A 619-nucleotide genomic window follows, 5' to 3' on the forward strand; every position below is an offset into this window, starting at 1 on the left:
ACCTTCTTGTGGTTGACGTGATAGCCACGTTGCTTAAGTAATTCACTCATTGGACGGTAACCTGCATTGGCATGTTCTTGACGTATTTTAAGCATTTCTTTTTCGATAAGCTCATCTTTGTTTACCCGTTCAAAACAGTTGACCCAATAATAATAAGTGGCTTTAGGGAATCCTGTAACTTTCAAGATTTCTTTGAGTTTGAAGGTTTTACGGAGACTGTAGATGAGTCTTGATTTTTGTTCATTAGAGCATTTTTCTCCAATCTCCGAAGTCCTTTTAAATAAGCTACCTCAATTTGCGCATAACGTAATTCTTGTTCAAGTTCTTTAATTCGTTGAGAATCATTTGAGTTCTGAGTCATAGACGATGCAATGCTTTCTAGTTTTTTACGTCGTCCTCTCTTTTTGCTTATTGGGACTTCTCCATAGAGTTTGAAATGATTAACCCAGCTTGCAAGTAAGGTAAAATTAGTAATTTCGAATTTTCTTGCCACAGCTTCATAAGTTAAATCAGTTGTTAAATAACATTGTACCGCATTTTCTTTCAATTCCATAGAATAATTTTTATTGACTTTGGAGTGAGCTGTAGGAAGTCCCTCTGCTCGATAATTGCGAATCCA

The 619-nt window shown here is 35.9% G+C and carries 1 pseudogene; it reads right to left on the bottom strand.

Annotation, left to right across the window (positions count from 1 at the left end):
- Positions 1-619, bottom strand: a pseudogene (locus RT41_RS10220) (IS3-like element ISLla3 family transposase); the annotation flags it as partial.

Origin of the sequence: Lactococcus fujiensis JCM 16395 (assembly GCF_002441655.1) — a bacterium.
GTDB lineage: Bacteria > Bacillota > Bacilli > Lactobacillales > Streptococcaceae > Lactococcus > Lactococcus fujiensis.